The 14,367-nt window shown below is 50.8% G+C and carries 15 protein-coding genes; 5 read left to right on the top strand and 10 right to left on the bottom strand.

The window, feature by feature from the left end:
- Nucleotides 1-8: 8 nt before the first annotated feature.
- Nucleotides 9-1,397, top strand: a complete 1,389-nt coding sequence (pntB, locus tag CHU32_RS04255) for a Re/Si-specific NAD(P)(+) transhydrogenase subunit beta (RefSeq protein WP_103674550.1) — start codon at nt 9-11, stop codon at nt 1,395-1,397.
- 89 nt (nt 1,398-1,486) lie between these two features.
- Here the strand turns inward: pntB and uspE are convergent, their stop codons facing one another.
- From uspE to ogt, 3 genes are all read right to left on the bottom strand, one after another.
- Nucleotides 1,487-2,437 (bottom strand): universal stress protein UspE, encoded by a 951-nt coding sequence (uspE, locus tag CHU32_RS04250; protein WP_103674549.1) that lies wholly within the window; start codon nt 2,435-2,437, stop codon nt 1,487-1,489.
- A gap of 140 nt (nt 2,438-2,577) precedes the next feature.
- Nucleotides 2,578-3,330, bottom strand: coding sequence for a fumarate/nitrate reduction transcriptional regulator Fnr (gene fnr, locus CHU32_RS04245; protein WP_133159226.1), 753 nt, complete (start codon nt 3,328-3,330; stop codon nt 2,578-2,580).
- Nucleotides 3,331-3,514: 184 nt separating this feature from the next.
- On the bottom strand, nt 3,515-4,030 hold the full coding sequence (gene ogt, locus CHU32_RS04240) for a methylated-DNA--[protein]-cysteine S-methyltransferase (protein ID WP_103674548.1): 516 nt from the start codon (nt 4,028-4,030) through the stop codon (nt 3,515-3,517).
- Nucleotides 4,031-4,591: 561 nt separating this feature from the next.
- Here ogt and smrA point away from each other — a divergent pair.
- Entirely contained in the window at nt 4,592-5,155 is a 564-nt protein-coding gene (gene smrA / locus CHU32_RS04235) for a DNA endonuclease SmrA (RefSeq protein WP_103674547.1), read from the top strand.
- Between the two features lie 4 nt (nt 5,156-5,159).
- Here smrA and CHU32_RS04230 read toward each other — a convergent pair whose 3' ends face one another.
- From CHU32_RS04230 to CHU32_RS04220, 4 genes are all read right to left on the bottom strand, one after another.
- Nucleotides 5,160-5,963, bottom strand: coding sequence for a trypsin-like serine peptidase (locus CHU32_RS04230; RefSeq protein WP_103674546.1), 804 nt, complete (start codon nt 5,961-5,963; stop codon nt 5,160-5,162).
- 100 nt (nt 5,964-6,063) lie between these two features.
- Nucleotides 6,064-6,147 carry a small membrane protein YdgU gene (gene ydgU, locus CHU32_RS29020; protein WP_483883553.1) on the bottom strand — a complete coding sequence of 28 codons (84 nt, stop codon included), beginning with the start codon at nt 6,145-6,147 and terminating at the stop codon, nt 6,064-6,066.
- A 69-nt stretch (nt 6,148-6,216) separates the two neighbouring features.
- Nucleotides 6,217-6,567 carry an acid resistance repetitive basic protein Asr gene (gene asr / locus CHU32_RS04225; RefSeq protein WP_103674545.1) on the bottom strand — a complete coding sequence of 117 codons (351 nt, stop codon included), beginning with the start codon at nt 6,565-6,567 and terminating at the stop codon, nt 6,217-6,219.
- A gap of 141 nt (nt 6,568-6,708) precedes the next feature.
- Complete coding sequence (locus CHU32_RS04220) at nt 6,709-7,959, bottom strand: MFS transporter (protein ID WP_103750786.1); 1,251 nt, start codon at nt 7,957-7,959, stop codon at nt 6,709-6,711.
- Nucleotides 7,960-8,066: 107 nt separating this feature from the next.
- Between CHU32_RS04220 and CHU32_RS04215 the strand changes: the two genes are divergently transcribed.
- The 3 genes from CHU32_RS04215 to bioD all read left to right on the top strand — a co-directional run bounded on the left by CHU32_RS04215 (nt 8,067) and on the right by bioD (nt 11,126).
- Nucleotides 8,067-8,969, top strand: coding sequence for a LysR family transcriptional regulator (locus tag CHU32_RS04215; protein ID WP_103674543.1), 903 nt, complete (start codon nt 8,067-8,069; stop codon nt 8,967-8,969).
- 113 nt (nt 8,970-9,082) lie between these two features.
- Nucleotides 9,083-10,303 carry a sugar metabolism global transcriptional regulator Mlc gene (mlc, locus tag CHU32_RS04210; RefSeq protein WP_103674542.1) on the top strand — a complete coding sequence of 407 codons (1,221 nt, stop codon included), beginning with the start codon at nt 9,083-9,085 and terminating at the stop codon, nt 10,301-10,303.
- 127 nt (nt 10,304-10,430) lie between these two features.
- A complete protein-coding gene (gene bioD / locus CHU32_RS04205; RefSeq protein ID WP_103674541.1) occupies nt 10,431-11,126 on the top strand; it encodes a dethiobiotin synthase in 696 nt (231 codons plus the stop codon).
- On the opposite strand, the gene clcB is transcribed toward bioD, so the two are convergent.
- From clcB to osmW, 3 genes are all read right to left on the bottom strand, one after another.
- On the bottom strand, nt 11,100-12,374 hold the full coding sequence (clcB, locus tag CHU32_RS04200; protein WP_103674759.1) for a voltage-gated ClC-type chloride channel ClcB: 1,275 nt from the start codon (nt 12,372-12,374) through the stop codon (nt 11,100-11,102). The two genes, bioD and clcB, sit on opposite strands and share 27 nt — an antisense overlap.
- Nucleotides 12,375-12,562: 188 nt before the next feature.
- Nucleotides 12,563-13,711 (bottom strand): osmoprotectant ABC transporter ATP-binding protein OsmV, encoded by a 1,149-nt coding sequence (gene osmV / locus CHU32_RS04195; protein WP_103674540.1) that lies wholly within the window; start codon nt 13,709-13,711, stop codon nt 12,563-12,565.
- Nucleotides 13,711-14,358 carry an osmoprotectant ABC transporter permease OsmW gene (gene osmW / locus CHU32_RS04190; protein WP_103674539.1) on the bottom strand — a complete coding sequence of 216 codons (648 nt, stop codon included), beginning with the start codon at nt 14,356-14,358 and terminating at the stop codon, nt 13,711-13,713. The genes osmV and osmW overlap by 1 nt, the downstream gene beginning before the upstream one ends.
- Between the last annotated feature and the right edge of the window lie 9 nt (nt 14,359-14,367).

Genomic DNA, 14,367 nt, shown 5'->3' with positions numbered 1-14,367 from the left:
GGTAACATATGTCTGGAGGATTAGTTACAGCTGCATACATTGTTGCCGCGATCCTGTTTATTTTTAGTCTGGCGGGACTATCAAAACATGAGACCTCTCGCCAGGGAAATACATTCGGTATTGCCGGGATGGCGATTGCGCTAATTGCCACTATTTTTGGGCCGGACACCGGCAACGTAGTGTGGATCATCGTCGCAATGGTTATTGGCGGTGCGATTGGTATGCGTCTGGCAAAACGCGTCGAAATGACCGAAATGCCTGAACTGGTTGCCATTCTGCACAGCTTCGTCGGTCTGGCCGCGGTGCTGGTCGGCTTTAACAGCTACCTGTATCACGAGCCGGGAATGGAACCGGTACTGGTCAATATTCATTTAACTGAAGTCTTTCTTGGCATCTTTATCGGTGCGGTAACCTTTACCGGTTCGATTGTTGCTTTTGGCAAACTGCGCGGCAAGATTTCCTCAAAACCACTGATGTTGCCGAATCGCCATAAGCTGAACCTGGCAGCGCTGGTCGTTTCATTCTTGTTGCTGCTGGTCTTCGTGCGTACCGAGAGTGTGACCTTACAGGCACTGGCCTTGCTGGTAATGACCATTATTGCCCTGGCATTTGGCTGGCACCTGGTAGCGTCGATAGGCGGAGCGGATATGCCGGTGGTGGTGTCGATGCTGAACTCTTATTCAGGATGGGCGGCCGCAGCGGCAGGCTTTATGCTCAGTAACGATCTGCTGATTGTTACTGGTGCGCTGGTCGGTTCGTCGGGTGCGATACTGTCTTACATCATGTGTAAAGCGATGAACCGCTCGTTTATCAGCGTTATCGCAGGCGGTTTCGGTACCGACGGTAGTTCTGATGGCAGCGAAGGTGAAGTGGGTGAACATCGTGAAATCACCGCTGAAGAAACGGCAGAAATGCTTAAAAGTTCACAAACTGTCATTATCACTCCCGGATATGGCATGGCGGTAGCGCAGGCACAGTACCCGGTGGCTGAAATTACCGAGAAACTGCGTGCTCGCGGTATTAAAGTGCGCTTTGGCATCCATCCGGTTGCCGGACGTTTGCCGGGCCATATGAACGTCTTGCTGGCTGAAGCCAAGGTACCTTACGACATTGTGCTGGAGATGGATGAAATCAATGACGATTTCGCTGACACCGACACTGTCCTGGTTATTGGTGCTAATGACACGGTAAACCCCGCCGCGCAGGACGATCCGCGCAGTCCTATTGCGGGTATGCCTGTATTGGAAGTCTGGAAAGCGCAAAACGTCATAGTATTCAAACGTTCAATGAATACAGGCTATGCCGGTGTGCAAAACCCATTGTTCTTTAAAGAAAATACCCAAATGCTGTTTGGTGATGCCAAAGCCAGCGTAGATGCTATTTTAAAAGCGCTTTAAGGTGTATTCTTTGCAAAGTAAAAACCCGCTTCGGCGGGTTTTTTTATACAGGCGTAAGGTGCTGACCCGGCAAGCCGGGCCTTTTTTGACTAATCGTCTTCGTCGTCGTCCAGTTCTACGGGCGTCTGAAACTGGTCAGGTTTGATCACCAGCAAGTCACAGCGCAGATGGTCGATAACCTGCTCAGCGGTGTTACCCAGAAAGGCGGCTGAGAGACCTGTACGCCCAACGGTCCCGAGCACGACTATGCCGGCTTGTAAATGCTCGGCCAGATCCGGAATGACCTCTTCAGGCAACCCTTTTTCGACATGCGTCATATTCTCGCTAATGCTGAACTTCTGACGTAAGGTTTTCATTGCCAGCAGGTGCTGCCCGCGGATGGCGTCATTGTATACGCTGGGGTCGAAATCGGGGAGTTCGATCGCGATATTGATAGGCGTAACCGGATAAGCGCCACCAAGATGCACTTCAGTATGATTCACATGTTCGGCAAGACTGAGGGTCTCTTTGACCAGTTTCTCATTCAGTGAATTATGATATTCCTCTTCGCTGGCAAGGTTAACCGCGACCAGTGCTTTTCCCCCTTCAGGCCACGGCTGGTCTTTAACCATCCATACCGGGCAAGGGCATTTACGTAATAAATGCCAGTCAGTTGGGGTAAAAATCACAGATTCGAGTTTGTCATGTTGATGGGTCATTTTCAGCAGTAAATCGTGATCGCCAGTTATCACCTCCTGAATGATCGCTTCAAAAGGACGATTATGCCAGACCACTTTAATGTCGACAGGGATGCCAGCATCAAGATAAAATTTTGCCTGCTCACGTATCCACGCCGTGCGTTGTCCAATCACGCCCTGACGCATTGCGGTGCGTTCGTCTGGCGAGAGAAGGGTGGTCATCTCATAAGAAAAATCATAGATGGGCAGAAAGGCTTTGATACGGCCACCGATGCGTTGGTGCAAATAAACGGCGCGCCGCAATGCGGGTTGATCGTCCTGATTCGGGTCGATAGCGACCAGCATATTTTGATATTTTGCCATAGTGGGTCTCCTTACAACTGTCGCCACAGTCTGTAACTACAAGATAACTCATCTATGTAAAATGAAACAGAGGATTACCCTCGCCAGATCAATAAATCAGAAAAATATAACGTCTGGCGAAGGCGGGGGGCAAATGACAATCAGGCAGGGTTGCGGCTATGTCCCGCCAGCTGTGCCAGCGTGTCATTATTTTCAATGGTAATATACTTACCTTTCACTGCCAGCATGCCGCTTTTCTGAAAACGGCCCAGCAGGCGGCTAATGGTTTCAACCGTAAGACCTAAATAGTTACCAATGTCACCGCGAGTCATGGTCAGGCGAAACTCGCGCGGTGAAAAGCCCCGCTGAGCGAAACGACGTGACAGATTGTAGATGAAGGCGGCCAGGCGTTCTTCGGCATTCTTTTTAGACAACAACAGGATCATATCCTGGTCGCCTTTGATTTCGCCGCTCATCAGACGCATCATTTGTTGGCGCAGGTTCGGCATCTTGCCGGACAAGTCATCCAGCGTCTCGAAGGGAATTTCACATACCATTGAGGTTTCAAGCGCCTGCGCGAAGCTTGGATGATGGCCCGTCCCGATAGCATCAAAACCGACTAAATCGCCCGCCAGATGAAAGCCTGTGATCTGCTCATCACCTTGTTCAGTGATGGTATAGCTTTTGATCGTGCCGGAACGAATGGCGTACAGCGATTTCAGTTCATCACCCGCTTTAAAGAGCGTCTGGCTTTTCTGGATGGGCTTCTTCCGCTCGATAATATTATCGAGTTGATCGAGCTCATGCTCATTCAGCGTGAATGGAATGCAAAGTTGGCTGATACTGCAATCCTGACAATGGATCGCACATCCGCCAGACTGAATGCGCCGTATAATTCGCTTTTCCGGGATCATAGGTCTGCTCAGGCCGTTATTGATATTGGTCAATTTTATCATCTTTTTTGTGAGCAAGTAACCCTGCTAAAACCGCATTCGCTGAATAATGAAATAGTTCAAAAAGATATAAATTCATCCCCTTGATATTGCTAGGGTTATAGGACAGGTCAACAAACGTAAACCTGAAACTGCGCACGTATAATCAAAGTAAAAGATAGCCTTCATGGCGCAAAAGCCACTCTTTACGGGCAATGCCACCCGCATAGCCCGTCAGGGTACCGTTTGTGCCAATCACCCGATGGCACGGCACAACGATACTGATCGGGTTTGAGCCATTAGCTGCCCCGACGGCTCTGGCCGCTCCGCTGCGTCCCAGCTTTGTGGCCAGTTGACCATAATGCATGACCTGGCCACAGGGGATGTCACGCAGCGCTTTCCACACTTCGCGCTGAAAAGGGGTGCCAGCAGTTTCCGTCGGGAGTGTGTCAATAATAGCCAGATCTCCCTCAAAATAGTTTGCGAGTTTCTGGCTAAGATCGCCGGGGTTCACGGCATCCTTTCGACAATATCCTGTTTTTTTGTAGTGCAGATCGAGTAGAAGCTCCATGCGCGCGCTATATTCATCCCATTCCACCGCGCGCAGGCGAAATTGCTCATCACAAATCAGCCAGAGCAAACCTAACGGTGTCGAAATTTTATCCTGTAAAAGTGTCAACATTATTTTTTCCCGTTACTGTGAAGGATAAATAATGTGCATCTTTTGCCGGGGACGCAAGCATTACCTTTTTTGCTTATAAATTAATCATGCTCAATATTTTTATCGCAGGTGATCTCAGGGGGAAGCAATATAGATAAGTTATGGTTATGAATTAAGCGGTGAAAGCAAGAGAAAGATAGACCAGTAAAGCGCGAAAGCAGGAGGGTGGCAAAAAACGGATAAAAAACAGAGCCTGCCGACATCCAACAGACTCCAGAGTGATTAAGTATCGGGTTCCTTCGTTTTTTCCACATTTATTTTCCGTGATGCGGATAGATTAAGTTATAACAAGTTATCAGATATTTTCCAGCGCTATCGGGTGATATATTTCACAGATCTTTAAGGATGATCAATATATTAACTCTGGTTAATGACTATTAAGCGCTATTAAACTTTTCACTTCCTGGTATATTTAGCCTACGGCAGGCCACACGCGCTATGCGGGTGAACAGTGTAAATCGCGTTGTGAGTGTGAGATGACGCCGCTATAGTAAATTCGTAAGGGTAGCCGGAGGATAGAACATGAACCTTGACGACAAATCGCTATTTCTTGACGCCATGGAGGATGTCCAGCCACTTAAACACTGTAGTGACGTAAAATGGTATCCGACCCGCAATACTCGCGCGCCTGCGCGTATCGATTTGCTTCAACTGGATAACTTTCTGACAAGCGGTTTTTTAGACGTGATCCCGCTTGCAACGCCTCTGGAATTCAAACGTGAAGGTGTACAAACTGGCGTACTTGAGAAGCTCAGGCAGGGGAAATATCGCCCTCAGGCCAGCCTGAATTTACTTCGCCAGCCAGTCGAAACATGCCGGCAAAATCTGTTCAGATTTATAACTCAGGCCTGTAAAGACGGTTTGCGCAATGTGGTGATAGTCCATGGAAAAGGGCGAGATGACAACGCGCATGCCAATATTATCCGCAGTTATCTTGCCCGCTGGCTGGCTGAGTTTGATGATGTGCAGGCTTATTGTGTAGCCTCTGCACATCATGGCGGTAGCGGGGCCTGTTATGTTGCGTTGCGAAAATCCAGCGAAGCGAAGATAGAGAACCGGGAACGTCACGCTAAGCGGAGCCGTTAAAACGCTATTCTTTTGCCAGTGCTTCCAGCTTGTCAGTAAAGCCGGTCACCGCAATAGCGCGGTTATCGGCCCGCCAGCGGTCTTTTGCGCCAGGAGCCGAGCTTTGTACTGCAATAAGCTGCCAGCCTTGTGCGGTTTTTAACATCAGCGGTGAACCGCTATCTCCCGGTAACGTGTCGCACTGATGTGAGAGCACCGCGTTTTGCGCCCAGCCGGTAACGATACAATCCTGATGGCTGTAAAGATCGTCAAGATGATCAACCGGGTATCCCGACTGAGTCACTTTGCGGTCCGCGGCTTTCAGCGCGGCGGTGAGGGCTGATTTGTTGCCCTCAAATAACGGTAAAGGGGTTATCCCTGACGGCGGATAACGCAACACGATTAGCCCAAAATCCCAGGAAGCGGCTGCAGGGGGGACTATCCAGCCATCGCCGTCAGGAGTAAGTCTTTTGCCCAGGGTTGGGTCTACGCGGCCTTCAATACCGTGAATTTCATACCGCCATAGTCCTTTTTGCGACACAAAACGTAATGCAATGGCCTTATCAGGCTTGCCTTTCGGCGGCGTCAGCAGGCAATGGCCTGCCGTAAGCGCAAGGTTATGCGAAATTAGCGTAGCCGTGCATAAATTTCCGCTGGCGGTTTCGAGTTGTCCAATGGCATCCCACGGCGCATCGCCAGGAGTGGTTACACGCGTTCGGTCATCATGACCAAAAAACAACGTCCTGATATCTTTCGGGCTCATCGTTTCATCACCATGAGCTGCCAAAGAAAACAGTACAGACCCTAAAAGTAAAACAGTTTTACGCATATCACTCTCAGACGGGGTAATTATGATTATTAAAAGTGAACCCAATGAGATAACTATAGACGGGACGCGAGGAAAGTGGGAGCAAAATCAGCGTGCTACATCAAATGAGGAAAAGTCGTCCAGCGACAAATGCGCATATAATTAATGTAATCAGAATGAGCTCAAATCGGTAGCGATGTAACATCACAGCTCTCCACAAAGACCAGCGCTGAAGCAGCGCCGGTCTACCTAAAAACCAGTTAGTACACGTCTTTTATGCAGCAGGCTGAACTGCTGGTTTTGCCGCGGCTGGTTTAGCGGCAGTGTGTTTCACCGTTTTTTTACTTTTCTTTGCCGCCTGCGCTTTCTGGGCAGCCGGTTTAGTGGCGTCCTGTTTTACTGCTTTTTTGTGTTTTTTGGCCGCTTGTGCTTTCTGATCGGCTGCAGGTTTAGCTGCTTTTTTGTGTTTTTTATGATGGGTGGTTTTCGCCGTAGAAGTATGGGTTGTCGTCGTAGTGGTGGTGGACGCTGCCGGAGTTTGCGTGGTGCTGGTAGTTTCAGCAGCGAATGCAGCAGATGACAGACCCATAGCAGCGGCAACAACCAGAGCTAATACTTTTTTCATTCTGATATCCTCGAATTGGTTTTTTCATTCAACCCCACTGCGGGGCCGGTGAAAACACTATATCCCTGACAATTCTGCTTTTCCGTGAGTGTTTGGTTTCCGCGTGTAACCGTTTGTACAAGCCAAAACGAGGACGAATCATTAATGTAAACGCCGGTGTAAAATGCCGCCGGTTATTAAGGCAATTATGAGCATTAACGCAATAAAACTGCCTACGCCGTTCCAGCCAAAACGGTGCCAGAAGACCCCGCCCAACGTCCCGGCGATACTTGAACCCACATAATAGCTGAACAAGTACAGTGAAGAGGCCTGGCCGCGCGCCCGGCGCGCGCGCGGGCCGATCCAACTGCTGGCAACGGAATGGGCGGCAAAGAAGCCTGCTGAAAAGAGCAACATGCCTGAAAATATCAGCCACAATGAAGAGAACAGGGTAAGTAACAAACCGAAAAGCATTACGCCGATCGAAAAAATCATTACCGGTCCGCGTCCATAACGCAGCGTCAGGGTCCCGGCTTTTGGCGAACTCCAGGTACCCGTCAGGTAAGCGACAGAAAGCAGTCCGACGACAGCCTGGCTTAATGACCACGGCGGCAGCATTAATCGATAGCCGATGTAATTAAACAGGGTGACAAACGAGCCCATCAACAAAAATCCCTCCATGAACAGCAACGGTAATCCTTTATCGTGCCAGTGCAGACGGAAGTTAAGTAACAGGGTTTTGGGTCGAAGCGATGAGGCTTTAAAATGCTGCGATTCCGGGAGGATTTTCCAGAACATAATGGCCGATGCAAGAGCAAAACAGCCGATGGCAGCCAGTGCTGTGCGCCATGAAAACAGGTCGGTGATCACGCCGCTCAACAGGCGACCGCTCATCCCGCCGATAGAGTTTCCACTGATATACAACCCCATAGAAAAGGCAACAAAACCTGGATGGATCTCTTCACTGAGGTAGGTCATTCCCACCGCTGCCACGCCGCTTAAAGAAAGACCCGTTAATGCCCGCATAAGTAAAATACCGTGCCAGCTGGTCATCATCGTTGAAAGCAACGTACAGCAGGAGGCGAGTAGCAGTGCCGTTACCATCACTTTTTTACGCCCGATGGCATCTGACAGTGGCCCGGTGAACAATAATCCAATGGCCAGCATAGCCGTTGAGATCGACAGCGAGATACTGCTGCCGGCAGGCGAAACGCCAAATTCATGAGAGAGCACCGGCAGAATCGGCTGAACACAGTAGAGCAGGGCGAACGTAGCCAGGCCAGCAGAAAAAAGCGCCAGCGTGACGCGGATGAACTGGCGGGTGCCGCGCTGAATATATTTTACGGATGGAGTTGATGGGGCGGTGCTTGCGTCACTAACCGGATCGGTTTCGACGGTGGTTGTACGGCTCAATGGAAATTCCTTGCACATAACAGTAAATGAATATCACGGCTAAAAGAGTAGGAAACTGTAAATATTCCGTCTAATATATTATTAATCTTAATTGATATTTTAAAAGTATGAATATTGAATTACGTCATCTGCGTTATTTCATTGCGGTTGCGGAAGAATTGCATTTTGGCCGGGCCGCCTCCCGGCTGAATATTTCTCAACCTCCGCTCAGCCAGCAAATCCAAATTCTGGAGCAGCAAATCGAAGCCCGTCTTCTGAATCGCACAAACCGCAGCGTTAGTCTCACGGCGGCCGGTAAGCAATTTCTTGCCGATAGCCGTCAGGTTTTGTCAATGGTGGACGATGCCGCACTTCGCGCTACGCGACTGCATCAGGGAGAGGCTGGCGAGTTACGCATTGGTTTTACGTCCTCCGCGCCGTTCATTAAATCCGTTTCTGATACCTTGTCATCATTTCGCCAGCATTATCCTGATGTCCACATCCAGACGCGCGAGACGAATACGCGCGAGCAAATTGCCCCTCTGAACGATGGCGCACTGGATTTAGGATTAATGCGCAATACCCAACTGCCGGAGACATTGAACTGGCAAGTGATCCTTCGCGAACCGTTGCTGGCAATGGTCCATCGCGACCATCCGCTGGCGGGCAAAAATGTGATTTCCCTGGCCGACCTTGCAAGTGAGCCGTTTGTGTTTTTCGACCCGCATGTCGGTACAGGCCTGTATGACGATATTCTGGGCTTACTGCGGCGCTATGGCTTATCGCCGGTAATTACGCAGGAAGTGGGCGAGGCGATGACCATTATCGGTCTGGTGTCTGCCGGGCTGGGGGTATCTATCTTGCCGGCCTCCTTTCGCCGGGTCCAGCTGGAAGAGATGCGCTGGCTACCTTTTATTGAAAAAGATGCCGTCTCAGAAATGTGGTTGGTATGGGCAAACCATCGCGCACTTAGTCCCGCTGCAGTTCGTTTCAAAGCGCAACTTTTACGTGGTGCAAAAGCCCAAAAATAACAAAAAAATGTGCGTTAAATCACACGACTAAGCAAAAAGTTGACGCCAGGTATTGAAGTGTTCCACCATAGCCCACAGATTATTTCGAAGCGCGAAAATAAAGGGAGTCAGCGGTGGTATCCGACAGTCAGCCAGGACATATTGATCAGATTAAGCAAACCAATGCAGGAGCGGTTTATCGCCTGATTGATCAGCTTGGCCCGGTATCGCGCATTGATTTGTCACGTCTTGCTCAGCTTGCTCCGGCCAGCATCACCAAGATTGTACGTGAAATGCTGGAAGCGCATCTGGTTCAGGAAACGGAAATTCAGGAGCCGGGAAGTCGTGGTCGCCCGGCCGTGGGGTTGATGGTAGAGACAGATGCATGGCATTACCTCTCTTTACGCATTAATCGTGGTACCATTCAGCTTGCCTTACGCGATCTCAGCAGCAAGTCCGTTGTAGAAGAAGAACTTGAACTTCCGCTGGACGATCCCCAGCCGCTACTTACCCGCATCGTTACCCATATCGATCAATTCTTTATCCGTCATCAGCACAAGCTTGAACGTTTGACGGCTATCGCCATTACGCTGCCGGGAATCATTGATACTGAAAATGGTATTGTGCATCGCATGCCGTTTTATCTCGACGTCAAAGAGATGCCGCTGGGTGAGACGCTGGAAAATCACACTGGTGTTCCCGTCTATATTCAGCATGATATTAGTGCCTGGACCATGGCCGAACTGCTGTTTGGCGCGTCGCGCGGCGCACGGGATGTTATTCAGGTGGTCATCGATCATAATGTAGGCGCTGGCGTAATCACCGATGGTCGCTTGCTGCACGCAGGCAGCAGTAGTCTGGTGGAAATTGGCCATACCCAGGTCGATCCGTGGGGCAAACGTTGCTACTGCGGTAATCATGGTTGTCTGGAAACGATTGCCAGTGTTGAGAGCGTGCTGGAACTTGCTCAGATGCGAATGAGTCAATCAATGAGTTCACGACTGCACGAGCAGCCGTTAACCGTAACGTCGCTTTGTCAGGCCGCACAGCAAGGTGATTTGTTGGCTAAGGACATTATCAGTGGCGTAGGGACGCATATTGGCCGCATTATCGCCATTATGGTGAACCTGTTTAACCCACAAAAAATTCTCATCGGTTCACCCTTCAATGAGGCATCCGAAACGCTGTTTCCTGCCATTGCCGATTGCATTCGCCAGCAGGCACTTCCGGCCTATAGTAAACATGTTACGGTGGAAAGCACCCAGTTTTCCAATCAGGGCACGATGGCGGGGGCCGCACTGGTAAAAGATGCCATGTATAACGGCTCTTTATTGATCCGGCTGTTGCAGGGTTAACAAATATTTACTGTTAACCTAAAAATTGCGCTAACTCAAATTAGGTGCTGACATCTTCACTTAGACTTTCTCCACCCTGATCTATTAATCAGAATGATATTTATCCGATTCAACGGTGGAGTGAGTCATGCTTAAGCGTTTCTTTATTACCGGTACTGATACTGCTGTCGGAAAAACGGTGGTTTCCCGCGCATTGCTACAGGCGATGGCTGCCTGTGGCAAAAGCGTAGCGGGATATAAACCCGTTGCAAAAGGGAGCAAAGTGACACCGGAGGGATTACGCAATAAGGATGCCCTGGTGTTGCAAAGCGTCTCAACGCTTTCCCTACCTTATGACGCCATCAATCCTATTGCCCTGAGCGAAGAGGAGAGTAGCGTGGCGCACAGTTCACCGATTAACTATACCCGCCTGTCTGAAGGGCTGGCCAGTTTAACCCGCCAGGTTGATCACATGGTGGTTGAGGGCACCGGTGGCTGGCGTAGCCTGATGAACGATCTGCGTCCGCTTTCAGAGTGGGTGGTGCAGGAACAGCTTCCTGTGCTGATGGTCGTTGGTATTCAGGAAGGCTGTATAAACCATGCGCTATTGACCGCGCAGGCAATTGCGAATGACGGATTGCCGCTGGTAGGATGGGTCGCCAACCGCATCAACCCTGGACTGGCGCACTATGCTGAAATTATTGATGTCCTCAGTAAAAAACTCCCCGCCCCTCTGGTAGGGGAACTTCCCTACCTGCCGCGAGCAGAACAGCGGGAACTGGCGCAGTATATTCATCTTAACATGTTAACCGACGTGCTAATGGTAGATGGAGTTCCGGCGTAAAGTACGCGATAGCACCGAGGCAATGACGCAGGCCAGCAATAAACCGGGTAGCAACGAATACTGCCCGGTCATCTCGCAAATCATCAGTGATGACATAATTGGTGCATGGGTGGTGGCTGCTAATAATGTCGCCATTCCGCTTAAGCCCAACAAAACCGCAATATCCCCATAACCCGGTAGCCACAAGGCGCACAGGCTGGCAAAAAGCATACCCGTCGCCATTCCCATAAACAGCGTTGGTGTAAATACACCTCCCGGCGCGCCCGATCCGCTGCTGGCCAGAACGGCGAGTAGTTTGCAGATAAATATTCCAGCTACGACGGCAAACGGCGGCGGAAGCTGCAAAAAATGCTGAACGACACTATATCCATTTCCCCAGACGTCCGGTGTAAGTAGCGATAATAAACCGACCGCCAGCCCGCCTGCCGCCAGTTGCAAAGGCGGCGACAGTTTCAAATACACAAACAGACGGTGGCTGGCCGACATCAGCCAAATGAAAAAGGGACCACAAAATCCGGCCAGCAGGCCGGTGGCCAGCATCAGTAGGTAATCAACACCATGGACCGGTGCGGTAAGTTTAACCTCATAGAGCAGAGTGGGGCCGCCGTTCAGCAGTGACGTCGTCAGGAGCGCCGTCACCGCAGCGATAACCACCGGCCCCAACGATGCCAGCATTAATGTGCCAAATAAAATTTCGGCGATAAACAGACTTCCCGCCAGCGGAGCATGGTAAGCACTTGCCATACCTGCCGCCGCGCCGCAGGCAATCCAGAGTTTCCACTCTTCTTTTGCCGTAAAGCGTCGCGCAAGAAAAGAGGCCGCAAGGGCAGAAAGCAGGATCATGGCACCCTCACGGCCAATAGCGCTACCGCTGGCCACCACCAGAAGGGAGGCAAAGGATTTGATCAGGCTTGAACTGACATCAAATTCACTGCTCTCGCTCTCCAGTACTTCCATATAATCTGTCGGCGCATGAGGACGCTGGCGCGTATACCATTGCCAGCAGTAGAGCAGGGTGCCGGCTGCCAGTCCGCCGATGGCGGGAGTGATCAGGCGTCGCCACCAGGGAAGGCCGTCTGCGGCATTGACCAGGCTGCCACTGTCATTGCTCAGAAAAACCCATTCCAGCGCCAGCATGGCGTGGCGGAATAACGCAACAGCCAGCGCAGCCAGCACGCCAACGGCTATCGCAAATAGCAGACGACGGAGCATGACGGGTGAATCAGGGTAAGTATGCAGACGGTACATGGAGGATAACAGGCTATGAATATGTTTTAATATTGTGCCGTTAAAACAAAGCAATGACAAAAGCATAGCGTGCGATAAAACACGGGTATCTGCACCTTACTGTCGCAGGGGGCTGTCCGCGCTGGTGGTAAGTCTATTTCTGACGGGCGTAGCCCCCCGATGAAAAACACTATCGGGGGAAAGGACAATTAATTATCGCTGTGAATATTCAGCGCCCGGCGGGTGCGGCCGGAGCTGAGATAATCCGCGATGTAGTCCTGCGAAATCTCTCCGCTATAGCGTCCTTCTTCATCGACAATGGGCATCCAACTGGTGTTGCTTTCATACAGTTTGGATAGCACTACGCGCAGGTTATCCTCGGCTTTACCGGTGACCTGGAAGGGATGTAACAGCCCGGCGCTTTCACCAGTGGCATTACGCGCCTCACGACGTTTAATAAAGCCTAATGGTTTGCCGTCTTCATCGACCACTGTGATGGCCCGGATATCATTGTCATCCATAATCGCAAACGCCTCTGCCGCAGGGGTTGAGCGACGCACGGTCAAGGTGGGTTGACGATCGGTGACGTCACCCGCAGAGACCAGCAGCAGGCGTTTAAGGGTGCGGTCCTGCCCAACGAAAGAGCCGACAAACTCGTTCGCCGGTTTTGCCAGCAGTTCATCGGGACTGGCACACTGTACAATGCGCCCCTGACGAAAGACGGCTATCCGGTCACCGAGCTTGAGCGCTTCATCAATGTCATGGCTCACCAGCATGACCGTTTTTTTCAGCTTGCGCTGCATTTCAAGAAACTGATTTTGGATCACCTCACGGTTAATCGGGTCCACCGCTCCGAAAGGCTCATCCATCAGTAACACCGGCGGATCTGCTGCCAGTGCGCGGATCACGCCAATACGTTGTTGCTGTCCGCCTGACATCTCTTTCGGATAGCGATGCAGGAATTTTTTCGGGTCCAGTGCCACCATATCCATCAGCTCTTCGGCGCGGCTTTTATAGCGGGCTTTATCCCAGCCGAGCATACGCGGTACCACGGTAATATTTTCTTCAATGGTCATGTTAGGAAACAGACCAATCTGCTGAATGACGTAGCCAATGTTACGACGCAGCGATACGGTATCCATCTCGCTGGTATCCTGACCATTGATCAGAATTTTGCCACCTGAAGGAGGAATGAGCCGGTTGATCATCTTTAACGTCGTCGTCTTTCCGCAACCGGAAGGGCCGAGAAGAACGCACATTTCACCTTCCGGCACGTTAAGATTAACGTTATCGACCGCTTTGAAAATTTGGCCGTTCTTCTGTTTAAATTCTTTTGTCAGGTTTTCCAGTTTTATCATTATCGTATCCCCTTGGGTGTCAGCACGATTTGCAGACGATGCAGCAACCAGTCCAGCACAATCGCCAGCAGACAAATCATTAACGCACCGGCTATCAGCATGCGTATGTCGCTCCCGCCAATGCCGTTAAGAAGTAAAAGGCCCAGGCCACCCGCGCCAATGACAGCGGCGATCGCCATTACGCCAATATTCATGACCACGGCGGTACGAATACCACCGAAAATAACCGGCAGGGCCATCGGGATTTCTACCCAACGCAAACGCTGCCAAAAAGTCATGCCAATCCCCCGTCCTGCTTCACGTAATCCCGGCGGCAGGTTATCCAGAGCGGTGTGCGTATTACGGACAATCGGCAGTAACGAGTAGAGAAAGACAGCGGTGATCGCGGGCAGCGCGCCAATACCCTGGCCAATCAGGGAGAATACCGGGATCATCAGGCCAAACAAGGCAATGGAGGGAATGGTCAATAAAATGGTCGCCAGGCCGAGTACTGGCGTTGCCAGCCATTTATAGCGGACAATAACGATACCCAGCGGTACGCCAATAACAATCGCCAGCCCAACCGCCAGCCCGACCAGCCACAGATGCTGGAATGTCAGGCTGGAAATATAGCCCGCGTTATCGATTATGTAATGAAGAGTGTCCATCTGTGCTCC

The organism is Superficieibacter electus (genome assembly GCF_002915575.1).
Classification (GTDB): Bacteria; Pseudomonadota; Gammaproteobacteria; order Enterobacterales; family Enterobacteriaceae; genus Superficieibacter; species Superficieibacter electus.
Note: the sequence above shows the minus strand (reverse complement) of the source record. Positions and strands in the feature narration are given on the sequence as shown.

Coding starts and splice junctions, on each gene's coding strand:
- pntB (WP_103674550.1), top strand. CDS start 9: ATGTCTGGAGGATTAGTTACAGCTGCATACATTGTTGCCGCGATCCTG.
- uspE (WP_103674549.1), bottom strand. CDS start 2,437: ATGGCAAAATATCAAAATATGCTGGTCGCTATCGACCCGAATCAGGAC.
- fnr (WP_133159226.1), bottom strand. CDS start 3,330: ATGATCCCGGAAAAGCGAATTATACGGCGCATTCAGTCTGGCGGATGT.
- ogt (WP_103674548.1), bottom strand. CDS start 4,030: ATGTTGACACTTTTACAGGATAAAATTTCGACACCGTTAGGTTTGCTC.
- smrA (WP_103674547.1), top strand. CDS start 4,592: ATGAACCTTGACGACAAATCGCTATTTCTTGACGCCATGGAGGATGTC.
- CHU32_RS04230 (WP_103674546.1), bottom strand. CDS start 5,963: ATGCGTAAAACTGTTTTACTTTTAGGGTCTGTACTGTTTTCTTTGGCA.
- ydgU (WP_483883553.1), bottom strand. CDS start 6,147: ATGTTACATCGCTACCGATTTGAGCTCATTCTGATTACATTAATTATA.
- asr (WP_103674545.1), bottom strand. CDS start 6,567: ATGAAAAAAGTATTAGCTCTGGTTGTTGCCGCTGCTATGGGTCTGTCA.
- CHU32_RS04215 (WP_103674543.1), top strand. CDS start 8,067: ATGAATATTGAATTACGTCATCTGCGTTATTTCATTGCGGTTGCGGAA.
- bioD (WP_103674541.1), top strand. CDS start 10,431: ATGCTTAAGCGTTTCTTTATTACCGGTACTGATACTGCTGTCGGAAAA.
- clcB (WP_103674759.1), bottom strand. CDS start 12,374: ATGTACCGTCTGCATACTTACCCTGATTCACCCGTCATGCTCCGTCGT.
- osmV (WP_103674540.1), bottom strand. CDS start 13,711: ATGATAAAACTGGAAAACCTGACAAAAGAATTTAAACAGAAGAACGGC.
- osmW (WP_103674539.1), bottom strand. CDS start 14,358: ATGGACACTCTTCATTACATAATCGATAACGCGGGCTATATTTCCAGC.